Annotated in this window: 14 protein-coding genes; 9 read left to right on the forward strand and 5 right to left on the reverse strand. The window is 36.5% G+C overall.

What is annotated here, in order from left to right:
* Positions 1-18 precede the first annotated feature (18 nt).
* From purH to rodA, 6 genes are all read left to right on the forward strand, one after another.
* Positions 19-1,545 carry a bifunctional phosphoribosylaminoimidazolecarboxamide formyltransferase/IMP cyclohydrolase gene (gene purH / locus J7604_RS18925; RefSeq protein ID WP_293899122.1) on the forward strand — a complete coding sequence of 509 codons (1,527 nt, stop codon included), beginning with the start codon at positions 19-21 and terminating at the stop codon, positions 1,543-1,545.
* A gap of 89 nt (positions 1,546-1,634) precedes the next feature.
* Complete coding sequence (locus tag J7604_RS18930) at positions 1,635-2,660, forward strand: rod shape-determining protein (RefSeq protein WP_028979898.1); 1,026 nt, start codon at positions 1,635-1,637, stop codon at positions 2,658-2,660.
* Positions 2,661-2,667: 7 nt separating this feature from the next.
* Positions 2,668-3,507 carry a rod shape-determining protein MreC gene (mreC, locus tag J7604_RS18935; protein WP_293899127.1) on the forward strand — a complete coding sequence of 280 codons (840 nt, stop codon included), beginning with the start codon at positions 2,668-2,670 and terminating at the stop codon, positions 3,505-3,507.
* Positions 3,504-4,019, forward strand: coding sequence for a Rod shape-determining protein MreD (locus J7604_RS18940; RefSeq protein ID WP_293899130.1), 516 nt, complete (start codon positions 3,504-3,506; stop codon positions 4,017-4,019). Before mreC ends, J7604_RS18940 begins: the two co-directional genes overlap by 4 nt.
* Complete coding sequence (gene mrdA, locus J7604_RS18945) at positions 4,020-5,852, forward strand: penicillin-binding protein 2 (protein WP_293899133.1); 1,833 nt, start codon at positions 4,020-4,022, stop codon at positions 5,850-5,852.
* Position 5,853: 1 nt separating this feature from the next.
* Positions 5,854-7,152: a rod shape-determining protein RodA gene (gene rodA, locus J7604_RS18950; protein WP_293899136.1), complete on the forward strand. Its 1,299-nt coding sequence runs from the start codon at positions 5,854-5,856 to the stop codon at positions 7,150-7,152.
* Here the strand turns inward: rodA and J7604_RS18955 are convergent.
* Positions 7,149-8,204, reverse strand: a complete 1,056-nt coding sequence (locus J7604_RS18955; protein WP_293899139.1) for a hypothetical protein — start codon at positions 8,202-8,204, stop codon at positions 7,149-7,151. The genes rodA and J7604_RS18955 overlap by 4 nt on opposite strands.
* Positions 8,205-8,360: 156 nt before the next feature.
* Here J7604_RS18955 and J7604_RS18960 point away from each other — a divergent pair, with 156 nt between their 5' ends.
* On the forward strand, positions 8,361-10,646 hold the full coding sequence (locus J7604_RS18960) for a two-component regulator propeller domain-containing protein (protein ID WP_293899142.1): 2,286 nt from the start codon (positions 8,361-8,363) through the stop codon (positions 10,644-10,646).
* Positions 10,646-11,317 carry a DNA repair protein RecO gene (gene recO, locus J7604_RS18965; RefSeq protein ID WP_293899145.1) on the forward strand — a complete coding sequence of 224 codons (672 nt, stop codon included), beginning with the start codon at positions 10,646-10,648 and terminating at the stop codon, positions 11,315-11,317. Before J7604_RS18960 ends, recO begins: the two co-directional genes overlap by 1 nt.
* Before the next feature lie 43 nt (positions 11,318-11,360).
* Here recO and J7604_RS18970 read toward each other — a convergent pair whose 3' ends face one another.
* Positions 11,361-12,221 (reverse strand): hypothetical protein, encoded by an 861-nt coding sequence (locus J7604_RS18970; RefSeq protein WP_293899148.1) that lies wholly within the window; start codon positions 12,219-12,221, stop codon positions 11,361-11,363.
* A gap of 89 nt (positions 12,222-12,310) precedes the next feature.
* Between J7604_RS18970 and chrA the strand changes: the two genes are divergently transcribed.
* On the forward strand, positions 12,311-13,537 hold the full coding sequence (chrA, locus tag J7604_RS18975) for a chromate efflux transporter (RefSeq protein WP_367113588.1): 1,227 nt from the start codon (positions 12,311-12,313) through the stop codon (positions 13,535-13,537).
* Here the strand turns inward: chrA and rfbA are convergent.
* The 3 genes from rfbA to rfbB are packed head-to-tail and all read right to left on the reverse strand — an operon-like array spanning position 13,520 to position 16,468.
* A complete protein-coding gene (rfbA, locus tag J7604_RS18980; protein ID WP_293899151.1) occupies positions 13,520-14,389 on the reverse strand; it encodes a glucose-1-phosphate thymidylyltransferase RfbA in 870 nt (289 codons plus the stop codon). The genes chrA and rfbA overlap by 18 nt on opposite strands.
* Positions 14,390-14,393: 4 nt before the next feature.
* Positions 14,394-15,398, reverse strand: coding sequence for an SDR family oxidoreductase (locus tag J7604_RS18985; RefSeq protein WP_293899153.1), 1,005 nt, complete (start codon positions 15,396-15,398; stop codon positions 14,394-14,396).
* A 2-nt stretch (positions 15,399-15,400) separates the two neighbouring features.
* Positions 15,401-16,468, reverse strand: coding sequence for a dTDP-glucose 4,6-dehydratase (gene rfbB / locus J7604_RS18990; RefSeq protein ID WP_293899156.1), 1,068 nt, complete (start codon positions 16,466-16,468; stop codon positions 15,401-15,403).
* Position 16,469: the final 1 nt, after the last annotated feature.

Raw genomic sequence — 16,469 nt, forward strand, 5'->3', positions numbered from 1 at the left:
AATTTTAAAAAGTAAATAATGAATCCAAGAAAAATTAAATCTGCTCTTATATCAGTTTATTATAAAGACGGACTTGACAGAATAGTTAAACTTCTTGACAAGCAAGGTGTTAAAATCTATTCCACTGGAGGCACCCAAAAGTTCATTGAAGACCTGGGGATAAAAGTTACTCCGGTAGAGGAACTAACTACATATCCGTCAATTCTTGGAGGAAGGGTAAAAACACTTCACCCTAAAATTTTTGGTGGAATTCTTTTCAGAAGAGATTTTGAACAAGATCAGAAAGAAGTAGCTCAATATGATATCCCAAGCCTCGATCTTGTAATTGTAGATTTATATCCATTTGAAGAAACAGTTGCATCGGGTGCATCTGATGAAGACATTATTGAAAAGATTGACATAGGAGGAATTTCTTTAATCAGAGGAGCAGCTAAAAACTTCAAAGATGTTGTAATTGTCGCTTCTAAAGATCAGTATCCCATGCTTGAAAATATTCTTGTAGAAAGAAAAGGCGAGACAGATTTGAATGAAAGAAGACTTTTTGCAGGAAGAGCATTTGACATCTCTTCTCATTATGATACAGCAATCTTTAATTATTTCTTTAGCGGAGAAGAAATAAAACATTTTAAACAAAGTGTAAGAGACTTCCAAGTTCTTCGTTATGGAGAAAACCCTCATCAGGCTGGCGTATTCTATGGTAAGCTTGATGATATGTTCGAAAAGCTGAACGGTAAGGAGTTATCTTATAATAACCTATTGGATGTTGATGCCGCGGTTGGACTGATTGATGAATTTGAAGGAACAACAACCTTCGCAATCCTGAAACACAATAATGCTTGTGGTATAGCTACTGCAACTACTCCAAAAGAAGCATACCTGAAGGCTTTGGCCGCAGACCCTGTTTCTGCTTTCGGAGGTGTAATCATCACCGGGTCCAAAATTGATATGGCAACAGCAGAAGAGCTAAACAAGCTGTTCTTCGAAGTATTAATTGCTCCGGATTTCGAAAAAGATGCATTGGAATTACTTACTTCGAAAAAAAATCGAATCTTATTACGAAGAAAACCCGTTACACTCCCTTCAAGACAGTTTAAAACACTTCTTAACGGAGTTATAGAACAGGAAAAAGATTTAAAAAAGGAAACAGAGGAAGAACTAAAACCTGTAACCAATCGTTTTCCATCCGACAAAGAAAAAAGAGCTTTGTTGTTTGCCAACAAAATCTGTAAACATACCAAATCCAATGCTATCGTATTGGCAGTAGACGGACAGATGATATCAAGCGGAGTAGGTCAGACCTCAAGAGTAGATGCTCTTAGACAAGCGATCGAAAAAGCCAAAAGTTTTGGATTCTCCCTGGAAGGAGCAGTGATGGCATCCGATGCCTTCTTCCCTTTCCCTGACTGTGTTGAGATAGCTGACAAAGCAGGTATTAAAGCAGTAATACAACCGGGAGGGTCAATTAAAGATCAAGAGTCAATAGACTATTGTAATGTACATGATATAGCCATGGTTCTAACTGGATTCAGGCATTTCAAGCACTAAAAATGAGTTTAATTTCTTTTGATTTAAAAACAAATTTGTAAATTTCACAGTATTAAAAGGATTAGTTTAAATCAGGATTTTTAATAAGCATGGGATTATTTGATTTTTTCACCAGTGATATCGCAATTGACCTGGGAACAGCAAATACCTTAATCATCTATAAGGACAAAATTGTGGTTGATGAACCATCAATCATTGCCCTTGACAAGATTACAGGTAAGGTAAGAGCCATTGGCCGGGAAGCAATGCAAATGCATGAGAAGACTCATGAGAACATCAAAACTATCAGACCTCTGAAAGACGGTGTAATTGCCGACTTCCATGCTGCAGAGCATATGATCAGAGGCCTTATCAAGTTAATTGATGGAGGAAAAAGGTTCTTCGGTGCATCTCACAGAATGGTCATTTGTATCCCTTCAGGAATCACTGAGGTTGAAAAAAGAGCTGTACGTGACTCTGCAGAACATGCAGGCGCAAAAGAAGTTTATATGATACACGAGCCGATTGCTGCCGCTATCGGTCTTGGAATCGACATTGAACAACCAGTAGGTTCAATGATTGTTGATATCGGTGGAGGAACAACAGAGATTGCAGTAATTGCGCTTTCAGGTATTGTTTGTGAGCAATCGATCAGAGTTGCAGGTGATGTCTTTAACAAAGACATCCTTGATTATATGAGAAGACAGCACAACTTACTTATAGGTGAAAGATCTGCAGAAAGAGTAAAAATCGAAGTTGGTTCGGCACTAACAGAGCTGGACAATCCTCCAGAAGATTATGAAATCAGGGGAAGAGACCTAATGACAGGTATTCCGAAAATTATAAAAGTAACTTATTCAGAAATTGCTTTTGCACTTGACAAATCAGTTTCAAAAATTGAAGAAGCAGTGCTGAAAGCTCTTGAAATTTCTCCGCCGGAGCTGAGTGCCGATATCTATGATAATGGTATTCACCTTACAGGAGGAGGAGCTCTTCTAAGAGGACTGGATAAGAGATTGGCAATGAAAACCAAACTTCCGATACATGTAGCTGAAGATCCACTTCGCGCTGTAGTAAGAGGGACCGGAATGGCCATAAAAGAATTTGATAAATACAGAGCAGTATTGATGACTTAAAATTTAAATGCACAGGTTATTTCATTTTTTATACCAGTATAAGGCATTTCTTTTTTTTCTGATTCTCGAAGCCATATGTGTATGGCTGATAATCAGAAACAACAGTTATCAAAGCGCATCCTATTTTAATACTTCAAATTACGTTGTTGGGGAAATTCTTGAAACCTCCAACAACGTAACTGAATATTTTAATCTCAAGGATGTAAACACGCAGCTTGCAGGAGAAAATGCAAGGCTGAAGCGATTACTTACCAAAGAGTATCAAAAAAAGGATTTCATTATTAGTAATAAGTCCGAATTTTTAAAAGCAAATCAATACAATTACATCCCGGCCAAAGTTGTTAATAATTCCACCAGCCGGTTTACCAATTACATTACAATAGATAAAGGTAGTCTTGACGGAATCAAACCTGGAATGGGCGTAATAGCTCAGGACGGAATTGTGGGGAAAGTTAAATCTTGCACCGAAAATTTCTCAACAATTATTTCGTTGTTACATGAGAAATGGAGTGTTTCTGCTAAAATCTCTGATGGAGAAATAGACGGAATTGTGAAATGGCAAGGAATGGATCCTGCCATAGCAGACCTGCAGTATGTAGGTAGGCATCACCATTTCAAAATCGGAGACAGTGTAGTTACTTCAGGCTACAACACTTTGTTTCCTCCCGGAGCTTTGATAGGAAGAATTCAGGATTTCAAAATAGATCAGGGGAAACCATTTTACAAAATCAATGTTAAACTGGCGACTGACTTTACAACTTTGAAATACGTATACGTAATCGAAAATTACCTTAAAGCCGAAAAAGATTCTTTGGAAAACCAAAGCAATTATTCATCTGACGAATGAGAAGCAGAACTATCATAATGCCCATACTTCTGATTATCCTGTTTTGGGTATTACAAATATTGATATTCAGAAATTTTGCCTTCTTCAATATGGCATTTTGCTATATCTATATTGGCTTTATACTCATGCTGCCATATGAGATACCGCATATGCTGACCATGGTTATAGCTATGGCATTTGGTTTTACAATTGATGTATTCTATGACACTATAGGCATGCATATGGCTGCCTCCGTTTTCATAGCCTACATCCGTCCATATGTAATAAATGTGCTCACCCCTCGAGGTGGTTATGATGCTACCATGGAAATCTCCATCCAATCACTTGGATTCCAATGGTTCGCTTCTTACGCTGCGGTGCTCATATTTATTCATCATACGCTTCTTTTTGCCATTGAAGCCTGGGGACTTAATGTCTTCTTTCAGGCCATAGGCAAAATTGTATTAAGCTCAATATTTACCTTCGGGGTTTTCACCCTGCTACAGTTCCTGCTTTTCTCCCGCAAACGATAAATGTTCAGAGATAGAAAAAATATTGTTCAGTTGATTTTCATATTGACTGGAGCAGTCTTTATTGTAAGACTGTTTTTTATTCAGGTACTGGATTCAAGATATAAATTTGAAGCCCAGAACAATGTCATGCGCCGTATTATCGAGTACCCTTATCGTGGTCTGATCTATGACCGAAACGGAAAGATACTCGTATTCAACACCCCTGTTTTTGACCTGATGGTCGTGCCAAAAGAGGTACAAATAAAAGATACGCTCACCTTTTGTGAACGCTTTGGAATCACTAAAGAAGAATTTGTTAAAAAAATAAAAGAAGCAAGGGAATATTCAACAGTAAAACCCACCGCTTTCCTAAAACAACTCTCTATTGCTGATTTTGCTAAAGTACAGGACTTTCTTATAGACTATCCCGGATTTTATCCTCAGGCAAGAACAATTCGCTCCTACCCACACCACAGTCTCGCCAATGCTCTAGGGTATATTGGAGAAATTTCCAAAAAACAACTGGAGAAGCAAGAAAATAAGTATTACCTACAGGGAGATTACATTGGTATCTCTGGCCTCGAAGCCAATTACGAAGAGCTGTTAAGAGGACAAAGAGGTGTAAAATACATGATGGTGAATGTTAGGGGAGTTGAAAAAGGTTCTTTTAGAGATGGTATTTACGATACCATTTCTATACCCGGAGAGAATCTTTATACAAGCATTGATCTCGAACTTCAGCAATATGGGGAGAGGTTGATGGAAAATAAAATTGGCAGTGTAGTAGCAATTGAACCGGCAACAGGAGAAATCCTGGCATTTATTTCCAGCCCTACCTATGACCCTAACATTCTAACTGGAAGGCACTTTTCAGAAAATTACAGAAAACTTGAGAAGGATAGTTTAAAACCATTATTTAACAGACCTTTAATGGCGATGTACCCTCCAGGATCAATCTTTAAGATAGTTCAGGCACTTGTTGGACAACAAATGGGAATTTTAACGCCCAATACTACGTTTGCATGTAATAAATCGTGGGGGCCAAATTGCCACAGCCATCCCTCCCCTCAAAATCTTATGGGATCACTGCAATGGTCCTGCAATCCATATTATTATATGGCATTTAGAAATATGATTCAACAAGGGAAAGATGAAAATAAATTCAAGGATTCCAGAATAGGCTATATACAATGGAGAGATTTGATCATGTCATATGGATTTGGTCATAAATTGGGAGTAGACTTACCTAATATGAAAGCAGGATATATTCCATCCCCGGAATTTTATGACAAATGGTACGGTTATAATGGCTGGAAACATTCGACGATACGATCTCTTGATATTGGACAGGGAGAAGTAATGATCGTACCGATTCAAATGGCGAATATGGCAGCTACAATTGCCAACCAAGGGTTTTATTATGCTCCACATTTTGTGAAACATATTGGTAAAAACAAGGAAGTTCCGGAGCAATATAAGGAAAAACATTACGCCAAAGTTGATAAAAAATATTACCCTGTGATAATCGATGCTATGGAGATGGTTGTTAACGGAGGTACAGCTGCAGTCTTCAATAAAATTGAAGGAATGAAGGTCTGTGGTAAAACCGGAACAGTTCAAAACCCTCACGGGAAGGACCATTCTGTATATATCACATTTGCTCCTAAAGAAGATCCTAAAATTGCCATTGCGGTGTTTGTTGAAAATGCAGGATTTGGAGCAATGACAGCGGCGCCTATTGCAAGATTAATGATGGAAAAATACCTGAACGATACCATCACTAAACCACATATTGAAAAATACATCCTGGAAAAAGATTTTATCCATAGGAATAAGACAGTTTTGAAAAAATAATATGCGTCAAGACGATAATTTATCAAAAAGTATAGATTGGCTATCAGTAGCATTCTATGCTTTTTTCGTGATTGCAGGTTGGTTGAATGTGTTCGCCGCTGTATATGATGCGGAAGCACATCAGAATATATTTGACTTTTCTCTAAACTCTGGTAAACAGTTGGTCTGGATCGGAACATCTGTGGTCCTCATTATACTGATTCTTGTAATTGACTATAAGTTTTACAACACCTTTGCATACATTATGTATGGGTTGATGATCTTACTACTTATCGCCACTATTTTCCTTGGAACAGAAGCGAAAGGTTCCAGATCCTGGTTTGAAATAGGCTCTTTGAGAATTCAGCCAGCGGAGTTTGCCAAGTTTATAACTGCCCTTGCACTTGCTACCTATTTAGGGAAAATCAATATTAAATTCGAAAAACTGCAAACCAAACTCATGTGTGCCCTGATCATCGGGCTACCGGGGATATGTATATTACTACAAAACGAAACAGGATCAGTGCTGGTTTTCAGCTCATTTATTCTTGTGCTCTATAGAGAAGGGCTTTCTCCAATCATACTTATACTTGGTCTTGTCAGTGTTATTCTATTTATCCTGGCTCTTATATTTCCTCCAATTTCCATCGCACAGGTAGTAGTAGGATTAGGTATTCTTGCTCTTATCTATATTATCACTTCAAGAAAGAAAAGTACGAAAGTACGGACATTAGTAATCAGATCTTCTTTTGTGCTGGTAGGCTGCATTATTTGCATTGCAACTGCATTCAGCGTAGACTTCTTTGTAAACAAAGTTTTACAGGACCACCAAAGAAAGAGAATTCTTGTTCTGGTAAATCCAGACATCGATCCCCTTGGGGCTGGGTATAACGTTACTCAGTCCAAGATTGCAATTGGCTCCGGTGAATTTCTTGGAAAAGGATTTCTTGAAGGTACTCAGACCAAATTTGACTTTGTACCAGAACAAAGTACTGACTTTATCTTTTGTACTATCGGAGAAGAACATGGCTGGCTTGGAAGCACTATCCTTATCGTAATGTATGTGCTTTTTATGATGCGGCTTGTTTATCTGGCAGAGCGGCAAAAGGATAAATTTGCCAGAATTTATGGCTACTCCGTGGCAAGTATTATATTTTTCCACTTTATGGTAAACATAGGCATGACTATCGGAATTTTCCCTGTTATTGGTATTCCGCTACCGTTCTTCAGCTATGGTGGATCATCCTTATGGTCGTTTACCATCCTGCTATTTATATTTTTAAAGCTGGACGCACACAGAAGGCAATTATTGAGTCATTAATAGAATTTGCGGCTGACAATTTCAAAAAAGTCCTGAACAGTCTTCCGGTTCAAATCCCATTTCCATTTTGGAAGGTATTTGTCCTTTAATAATTGTTTGGCTTCTTCCAGCTCGGAACAGTTATTTAATTCTGTCAATGCTGTTTCATATTCACCACTGTGACCTGCGAATAATTCGCTTATAAAAATAAACTTCTGATTAAGGGGAATGGCTGATTTGATATCGAAGATCTTGCTTTTCACATGCATCCCTGAGCTTGATACGTTTTGCTGTTTAAGCATATCATTCAAAGTAAGTTGTGATCGAGAAAATGTCTGATTAAGTGTTGTATTTTCTTTTGCGGGGCTTGGAGTTGTTTCCAAAACAGGTGGAATGTCCACCGATTTTTTAATATTACTACTCTCTTCTTTTCTTTCTTCAACTTTCAAAGGAACAACTTGATCTTCTAAAATGAATTCCTTGGGATTAATTACAAGCAATGATGAAAACTGCTCAAGTATAGGCTGAATTGAATCGAAATAATCAGAGTGTTCAGAATAGAGGATTGCCATTTCATTAAACTCATTTTCTTGAGTATCTGGCTTCAACTTATTAATAATACTTTCTGAGAATCTCTTGTGCACCTTAAAGAATTTAAGATTTCTCTTTAACCCTTCAATACTTTGTCCAGACTGAATGAGTTCAGTTTTTAAATATTCTTTAGGATTAATGATGTAGATAATAGATTCATAAATAGCTTTTTGAAGCAGAGGGCGAAAAAACTCCTTCTTTATAAGAATATGATTTGAAAGAATATTTAAAAATACTTCAACGCCATTCTTAACTTCCTCATTTTCATAATCAAAATAAGGACTTCTAAGTTTGGTAGTTTCCTCCTTCCACTTATCCATTAAAACTTTTAATACAAAAAAATTAACCTGATCAATTTTACAAAATCGGACAATCTGGCTGCCAGATATAGTTAAATTATTAGAGAAAAATTCAGAAGTAAGCTTCTCGGCCAATGCCACTGAATAAGACTCACTTTTTGGTAAATTAACTCTTACAGACATACTCAACTCTTTGTTTTGTAAAACGGATTCTGCTTTATTTTTTTATATAAAACCAGGATTTTATCAAATTTGAAAAAAAATATTCACTTTTCCTTTTTAGGTGAATGTAATAATTATTGTTTTTCGAAGTTATATTTGGGCAGGTGTCTTTTTATTATGAAATCTAGATTTATACTTTTAATCTTCCCTTGTCTTTTATTACAAGCAGGAACCTCTTTCGCTCAATCCACCATCCCATTAGGAAGCTGGAGAACTCACTTACCATACAATTTCTGGACAGGACTTACAGTCACAGGTGACAAAATATACGCCACGGCCAACCAGCGCAGTTTGGCGGTAATTGACCAAACTGATAACAGTATTTCTCCTTTATCAAAAATTAATGGACTTACTGGTGTTGATTATACAAGAATAAAATTCAATGAATTCACCGGACAAACATTAATAACCTATGCAGATGCCAACATTGATATTATTGAAAAGGATGGTTCCATTTATAACCTTAGCGAACTAAAAAATAAATTTATTGTCGGAAGCAAGGTGGTTAACCATATAAACTTTAGTAATGAGTTTGCATATCTGTCAACAGATTTTGGGCTAATAGTTATAAACCTCAAGAAAAAAGAAGTAAAGGAATCTTATACTAATATTGGACCTAACGGAAGTACGCTAAAAGTATATGCTAGTTCCCTTAATAAAAATAAGGACAGCTTATACGCTGCAACTGATAAAGGACTTATGGTTGCTCATGTTTCTACAAGTATCAATCTTCTCGATTATTCCAACTGGTATATATTTCAAACTCAAGATGGCATTCCTTCATCTATCAGGACCATAAATTATCTGAATGATATAATGATAGCAGGATCTCCTAATGACGGTTTCTACTATTACGCCAACCAACAATGGCAGAAAAGCAATCTTCCTTATAGTAGTGGCCTTACCACTGTCAATTTAAGCGGGTCTAAACTTCTATGTGGCATGGATGACTATCTCTTGATAGTTGAAAATTTGGGAAGTTATGAATTAAAGTCTGGTTCTCCATTTAATTGGCCAAAAGAAGCTTCATTTGATCAAGCGGGCAATTTATGGGTTGCAGATCAGCAAGGCGGAGGGTTGTTTAAAGTATCTACTAATAATAATATCCAGTATTTCGAGATAAACTCTCCTCTAAACGAAAATTCCTTCAAGGTAGACACATATGGAGATAAATTGGTAGTATGCGGAGGAGGATACGGCCCCACTTATGGTAAAGCTGATCAGAGTGGTCAGTATTCTATTTTTGAAAATAATTCATGGACCAATTCAGGCAATTTATCCAATTCATCAGATATAATACATAGTACCTATAATCCGTATAATGGGAAATTATATTTCGCTTCTTATGGTCAGGGAATTTTAGAGGTAAAAAATAATCAAACAATTATTTACAATCCAACTAATACCCCCCTTATTGACCCAGGAGGAGGACATGGTTCGTTTGTCTTGACAAGCGATGCAAAAGTTGACAGAGATGGTACATTATGGATTCTCAACAGCTTTCTTCCGTCTTCAACTTCTCCAGCTCTTCACTCTTTGAGCAAAGATTCAGTCTGGAAAAATTATCCTATTACCTTGGACAATATAAGATTCAATATTGATTTGCTAATAGACAGCCGTAATCAAAAATGGATAAGAGTAATCCCTGGCAGAGGGGATGGGATTATCGTTTTTAATGAAAAGACCAATGTAAAACGGTCTTTGGATAATACTCCTGGGAAGGGGAACTTACCTCAAAAAGAGGTAACATGCATGGCTGAGGATAAAAAAGGTGACATGTGGATAGGAACCAAAGGCGGAGTTGGAATCATTTACAATGTATCCTCTGTACTTACAAGCCCCACAGTAGATGCTGTCAAGCCAATCTACGAAGGATATCCCCTGCTCTATCAGGATAACATTAAATGTATTACCGTAGATGGAGGAAACAGAAAATGGATAGGAACAGAAAACGGACTTTGGCTCCTCAGCGAAACTGGGTTGGAAGTAATACATCATTTTACGGTTGACAATAGCCCTCTACTGTCTAACATTATCAATGATGTTGCAATTATGCAAAGTACCGGAGAAGTTTTCATTGCCACATCCAAAGGTCTTATATCTTTTCGAGGAGAATCTACTGAAGGTACTGACAAATTTCAAGACATAAAAATCTTCCCAAATCCTGTACCTCCAGGCTTTACTGGCACTGTAGGTATCTCTGGACTTGCTCAGGATGCGAATGTTAAAATAACAGATATATACGGCAACCTTATCTTCCAAACAAAAGCTGCTGGAGGTACTGCGACCTGGAACGGTAGGAATTACAATGGTAAAAAGGCGGAGACAGGTACTTATCTGGTATTTTCTTCTTCAGAAAACGGTGAAGAATCAATGGTAGCTAAAATCGCCGTAATTGAATAATGCTCGTAAAAACTGAAGCAATAGTATTAAATTTCATTAAGTATAAGGAAAGTTCTGTGATTGCCAAGATCTATACTAGCGAACTTGGTATTCAAAGCTATATAGTAAATGGGGTTAGAAGCAAAAGCAAAAGTAAGATTGCACTTTTCCAGCCCCTTACAATCCTAGATTTAATTGTTTACAAAAAACACAATGCCAATCTGAACAGAATTTCAGAGATACACTGCAGTCAACCATATAAAAGTCTTCCCTATGACCTTAAGAAGACAACAATTGCCTTAATGATTGCGGAAGTTTTAATAAAAACGCTAAAGGAAGAAGAGGCGAATAAGGACTTATTCTTCTTTTTACATAAAAGCTTAATAATCCTTGATTCTTTAGAATCTGACTATGAGAATTTTCATATCCATTTCTTGTTTCAGTTTTCTTCCTTTCATGGTATTTTCCCTTCATCCGCCAAAGATATCATTACTTCAACAGCCATTATTCTAACAAAGGAAGAAGAAGCTAAGATCAATCTCTTTATTGGATCAGATTTTTTTGAGCCAGTAAAAATATCCAATGCCGTCCGTCAAAGACTTCTCGAAATTCTTCTTATGTTTTTCAGTAAACACATTGAAAATTTTGGTGAATTAAAGTCAGTTAAGATTTTAAGAGAAGTCCTCCACTAAAAAAGGCGCTCTACTAAGCGCCTCCTATTTTATTCCAATTCTATTAACTAGCTGCTTGCTTTAATATAATTTTCCTTTCCACGGGGTTAAATGGTACCTTAACTGGTTTATTCTCTTTATCTATCAGCTCAAGTTTTATTTTTGTTTCCCCCATTGGCAAACCTTCAATCAAGTAGGGCTTCCACTGAGTGATTGTAAATTCATTTCCATTTATCGTAGCCTTTACTTTATTCCCATTTTCACTCAAACCTGTATTTACAAGGTAAAAGTCCAAAAGAATATTTTTTGTATCATTACCAACATATTCACCCTTAGGTCTGCTATAGAATAACATAGGCTTAGTTAAATCTATATTTTTATTAGCCGCCTTACCAACTATAAATTGACGTAAATCATATGCTTGACTGTGTTTTAAACTTTCATGATAAGAACGTGAAAGGAAGGATAAGGCAACATAATGACCTTCTTTTAATTCCTCTTCAAATTTTGGCTCATATTTAGCGATATAGGGCTCATTATTTAATATCAGGTGAATATGCTGCCCGTCTTTGGAATTGGCACATTTATCTTGGCAAAATCCAGATGTTTGGCCTTTTAATTCATAATTTTTTATTTCATAATTAAACTCCACCTTGCCAGGTTTTAATTTTCCATTCTCTTCCGGTTTGTTTAATTCCAGAATAGCATCAGGAAAATCCGGAGATTGAACCAATGGTCTTAATGTAATTCCTCCGCTTTTCAACACACCTGCAGTATCGACTGTAACTTCCTCATTAACAACCGAAGTATTATCTGTAGCTATTGTATCTACATTTTCTGCTTCCTTCGATTTTTCATTATTAGAATCGCAAGAGGTTAAAAATAGGCAGATCAGAACCGCCAAACTAAAATTAAACTTTATCATATGGGAATAGTTTGATTTGTTAGTGAGATTAAAATTTCTCCGAAATAACTATATTTAAGTTTAAAAGTTAAAAAATCCCTTCAACTCCATTGCTTCCTGAGGTTCCATTACATAAAACTGAAAGTGCTCTCTCAATTAAAAAAGTAAGGCATCTTATTTTTTTAAAAGACGTTTTCCTCCTCTCACTATCTGCTTTTGGAGGACCTCAAGCTCACCTGGCCTTATTTTTCAATATTTTGGTTAAAAAAAGAGGCTATATAACGGAAGCAGAATTAATAGAATTAAATTCTTTCTGTCAGATATTACCCGGACCAGCCTCTACTCAAACCTTAACAGCCGTAGGCTTTAAAATAGGTGGCCCTCGACTTGCCTTTCTTACCTTACTTTGCTGGATTTTGCCAACAGTGTCAATTATGACAATAGCTGCAATTGCAATTTCCTATCTGCAACACGAAAGCATTCCTTTATACTTTACAAGATATATTCAACCTATGGCTGTTGGCTTCGTGGCATCCGCAGCTTATAAAATAAGTAGTGGAACAGTAAAAACTAAGACTAGCATCGTGCTCTTTATAATATCCGCAGTGATATGCTATTTCATTCAAACACCGGCAATATTTCCTATTTGCCTCATTTTAGGGGGCTTTACCACCTCATTTCGATTTAAAAAACAGCCTATAGAGGAAAGCGCCAGTCTGAAAAAAATAGAATGGTCTAACTTTTTTCTGTTTACTGGAATATTTATTGGAGCAGCTTTGCTTGGCAAAATGACAAATGCATTGCCAATCAGACTTTTTGAGAACTTTTTCAGAAATGGCAGTCTTATTTTTGGCGGAGGCCAAGCTCTAAGCGCTATGCTATATAAGGAATTTGTTGTTTTTGATCAGAAACAATATCTGACTCATGAAGAATTTCTTTCCGGCTTCGCTCTTCTCCAAATCTTGCCAGGACCTTTATTTGCATTCAGTTCATTTGTGGGAGCATTATCTATGCGGGAGTTTGGACTTTGGGGAGAAATATTGGGAGGTATAGTAGCCGCAGCCGGCATTTTTCTTCCAGGTACTATTATGATTTTCTTCATAATACGCTTTTGGGACAGGTTAAAAAAATATAGAGCAGTAAGGGCTTCACTTGAAGGAATAAATGCGGTCAGTGCTGGTATTGTTACCGCAACCGCTATAATTCTATTTCAACCATTGCAAGGTAATATTGTAAGTTATTTTATAATGGGAGGAACTTTTTGTTTACTTCAGTTCACCAAAGTTCCTCCTCCAATAATTATAATTTGCGGACTTTTATCAGGCTTTATTTTTTAAAAGATCTAGAAGATAAGTACCGTATCCGCTCTTCAACAAAGGTTTGGCAAGTTTTTCTAAACCTTCATCATTTATAAACTTCATGCGGTAGGCGACTTCTTCAATACAGCCTATTTTCAAACCCTGTCTTTCTTCAATAACCTGCACAAAATTACCTGCTGCCATTAAGGAAGGGAAGGTCCCTGTATCAAGCCATGCAGTTCCTCTATCAAGAATTCCAACTTTTAACTTACCCATATCAAGATATGCTTTATTCACATCAGTGATTTCATATTCACCCCTTGGACTGGGCTCCAGGCATTTTGCAATTTCGACTACCTGATTGTCATAAAAATATAATCCAGGAACAGCGAAATTTGATTTAGGTTTTGCTGGTTTCTCTTCAATAGACAATACTTTATTGTCTTTGTCAAATTCAACGACACCATATCTTTCAGGATCCTGGACATGGTAGGCAAATACTACTCCCCCGTCCGGATCATTATTCTTGAACAATAGATTACTCAAACCAGACCCATAAAAGATATTATCACCTAATATTAATGCGACCTTATCATTTCCAATGAAAGATTCACCAATCACAAAAGCCTGCGCAAGTCCGTTGGGCGTTTCCTGAACGGCATAACTAAAAGAACAACCAAGGTTCTTACCATCACCCAAAAGTTTCTGGAAATTAGGCATATCATGAGGTGTTGAAATGATAAGGATATCCCTAATTCCTGCTAGCATTAGAATTGAAAGAGGATAATATATCATTGGTTTATCATAAACCGGCATAAGCTGTTTGCTTACAGCAAGCGTCAATGGATGTAATCGTGTACCAGACCCTCCGGCAAGAATTATACCTTTCATTTTTTTATTTTTTTATTGATTCAAGATTAAACTTATACCAGTTGTATGTTATTTCAAGTCCTTGAGAAACTTTTATTGCAGGTTCATATCCTAACAATGTTTTTGCTTTGCTAATATTTGCCAGACTATCCTGAATATCTCCAACACGTTTTGGATGAATTTCTGGTTGGATCTCGTTGTTCCCAGAGATTTCCTGCAACTTCTTAAAGACCCCAACTAAAGATATGGTATCTCCAAAAGCTGCATTATAAATAGTATTTAATGCAGCAGGATTATCAGTAAATGCTGCTTTAATGTTAGCCTGCACTGCATTTTCTACAAAAGTAAAATCTCGGCTCTGGCTTCCATCTCCATGAAATATAACTTTGCCCCCTGTAAGAAATGCTTCTATAAATCTAGGTATAACAGCGGCATAAGCACCTTGTACATTTTGCCTTGGACCAAATACATTAAAATACCTCAAGCCAATCAAGTTTATTCCATAAATTTTAGAAAAAACATCGGCATACACTTCATTTATTTTCTTAGTCACTGAATAGGGAGACAATGCATTGCCGACTTTATCTTCCTGTTTTGGTAGCTCTTGATTATCACCATAAACAGAGGAAGAGGAAGCAAATACCATTCTTTTAACAGATTGATCTTTGACCGCGACAAGCATATTCAAAAATCCGTTGACATTAACTTCATTAGAAGTTATCGGATCATTAATACTTCTCGGGACAGAGCCTAAAGCAGCCTGATGAAAAACAATATCAACCCCCTCACAAGCTTTTTGACAAGTTTCAGAATTTCTAATATCCCCTTCTATAAACTCAAATGAAGGATTATCTTCAAATGCAGCTATATTATGATAAAAGCCGGTAGATAAGTTATCGAGAACTTTCACTTTTCCTGCATTATATTTAAGCAGATACTCAACTAGATTAGATCCTATAAATCCGGCCCCTCCTGTCACCAGGAAACAGTAGTTACTTAAATTTTCTTTATGAAAGGGAGTTTGAAACATCCTTAGAATTTTGAGCTATATTGTAGTTGGTAATAATTCTGATAGGCTCCTGAAGTCACATTTTCAAGCCACTCCTGATTATTCAGGTACCAGTCAACTGTAATATTAAGTCCTTCTTCAAACTGAAGAGAAGGTTCCCATCCAAGCTCTTGCTTTATTTTAGTGGCATCAATTGCATACCTTAAATCATGACCTGCTCTGTCTTTTACATAAGTAATGAGAGTTTCTGATTCACCTGCAGCCCTTCCAAGTTTTTGATCCATTACTTTGCATACTAACTTAACAATGTCAATATTTTTCCATTCATTGTTCCCGCCTATATTATACGTTTCGCCAATCTTACCCTTGTGAAAGATAACATCAATAGCTCTTGCATGGTCTACAACATATAACCAGTCCCTGATATTCTCTCCCTTACCATAAACAGGTAATGGTTTTTTATTGATAATATTATTAATCATCAATGGTAGAAGTTTTTCAGGAAATTGATTTTGGCCATAGTTATTACTGCAATTGCTTACTAATACTGGTATTTTGTAGGTATTATGATATGCCCTTACGAAATGATCTGAACCTGCTTTAGAAGCTGAATAAGGAGACTGTGGATCATATGATGTTGTCTCAGTAAAGAATCCTCCATCATGAAGAGAACCGTATACTTCATCTGTGGAAACGTGGTAAAATATTTTACCATCATAGTTATCTTTCCAGATGCTTTTTGCTGCATTTAAAAGATTAACTGTCCCAACAATATTGGTAAAAATAAATTCCATTGGATTTTCAATGGATCTGTCCACGTGGCTTTCCGCAGCAAGGTGTATTACTCCATCAAACTTATGTTCATTAAAAAGGGCGGATATAAATCCTGTATCTACGATATCACCTTTCACAAACTTATAATTGGGAGCCTTTTCTACATCTGTGAGATTCGCAAGGTTTCCCGCGTATGTAAGCTTATCAAGATTATAAATCATATAATCGGGATATTTATTTACAAATAATCGTACAACATGAGATCCAATAAATCCGGCTCCTCCTGTTATCAATATCTTTTTACTAAAGGTTTTCATA

Origin of the sequence: Sporocytophaga sp. (genome assembly GCF_017745095.1) — a bacterium.
Taxonomy (GTDB): Bacteria; Bacteroidota; Bacteroidia; order Cytophagales; family Cytophagaceae; genus Sporocytophaga.

Excerpts from the sequence above, each read along its gene's own strand:
- purH (WP_293899122.1), top strand. The coding sequence starts at position 19 with ATGAATCCAAGAAAAATTAAATCTGCTCTTATATCAGTTTATTATAAA.
- J7604_RS18930 (WP_028979898.1), top strand. The coding sequence starts at position 1,635 with ATGGGATTATTTGATTTTTTCACCAGTGATATCGCAATTGACCTGGGA.
- mreC (WP_293899127.1), top strand. The coding sequence starts at position 2,668 with ATGCACAGGTTATTTCATTTTTTATACCAGTATAAGGCATTTCTTTTT.
- J7604_RS18940 (WP_293899130.1), top strand. The coding sequence starts at position 3,504 with ATGAGAAGCAGAACTATCATAATGCCCATACTTCTGATTATCCTGTTT.
- mrdA (WP_293899133.1), top strand. The coding sequence starts at position 4,020 with ATGTTCAGAGATAGAAAAAATATTGTTCAGTTGATTTTCATATTGACT.
- rodA (WP_293899136.1), top strand. The coding sequence starts at position 5,854 with ATGCGTCAAGACGATAATTTATCAAAAAGTATAGATTGGCTATCAGTA.
- J7604_RS18955 (WP_293899139.1), bottom strand. The coding sequence starts at position 8,204 with ATGTCTGTAAGAGTTAATTTACCAAAAAGTGAGTCTTATTCAGTGGCA.
- J7604_RS18960 (WP_293899142.1), top strand. The coding sequence starts at position 8,361 with ATGAAATCTAGATTTATACTTTTAATCTTCCCTTGTCTTTTATTACAA.
- recO (WP_293899145.1), top strand. The coding sequence starts at position 10,646 with ATGCTCGTAAAAACTGAAGCAATAGTATTAAATTTCATTAAGTATAAG.
- J7604_RS18970 (WP_293899148.1), bottom strand. The coding sequence starts at position 12,221 with ATGATAAAGTTTAATTTTAGTTTGGCGGTTCTGATCTGCCTATTTTTA.
- rfbA (WP_293899151.1), bottom strand. The coding sequence starts at position 14,389 with ATGAAAGGTATAATTCTTGCCGGAGGGTCTGGTACACGATTACATCCA.
- J7604_RS18985 (WP_293899153.1), bottom strand. The coding sequence starts at position 15,398 with ATGTTTCAAACTCCCTTTCATAAAGAAAATTTAAGTAACTACTGTTTC.
- rfbB (WP_293899156.1), bottom strand. The coding sequence starts at position 16,468 with ATGAAAACCTTTAGTAAAAAGATATTGATAACAGGAGGAGCCGGATTT.